The sequence below is a fragment of the Marinobacter iranensis genome (assembly GCF_029207565.1).
Taxonomy (GTDB): Bacteria; Pseudomonadota; Gammaproteobacteria; order Pseudomonadales; family Oleiphilaceae; genus Marinobacter; species Marinobacter iranensis.
Map to the genome: position 1 here is coordinate 1 of NZ_JANCMW010000177.1, position 269 is coordinate 269.

Sequence of the window (269 nt, forward strand, 5' to 3'; positions counted from 1 at the left end):
GGTGCCGGTCACGATCGTGCCGGTGCCGTTGACCGTGGCGGTCAGCCCGGTCGGCGCGGTGATGTCGGGCGCCGTCGTGTGCAGGTCGGGCGAGGGGTTGCCGGCGGGATCGGTCTGGCGAACGGTCAGCACCTCGCCATTGGTCTGCGGAACCGAGAGCGTGACCGAATAGCTGCCATCGGCGGCCACCGTCACGGTGCCGAGCACCGTTCCGGCCGGGCTTCGCACGACCAGCGTCGCGCCCGCCTCGCCGGTGCCGGTCACTGTCG

General features: G+C 72.5%; 1 protein-coding gene. It reads right to left on the reverse strand.

The features are described from left to right. Positions 1 to 269, reverse strand: a 269-nt coding sequence (locus NLU14_RS21920) for an Ig-like domain-containing protein (protein WP_275710598.1), incomplete at both ends; no start/stop codon positions are given.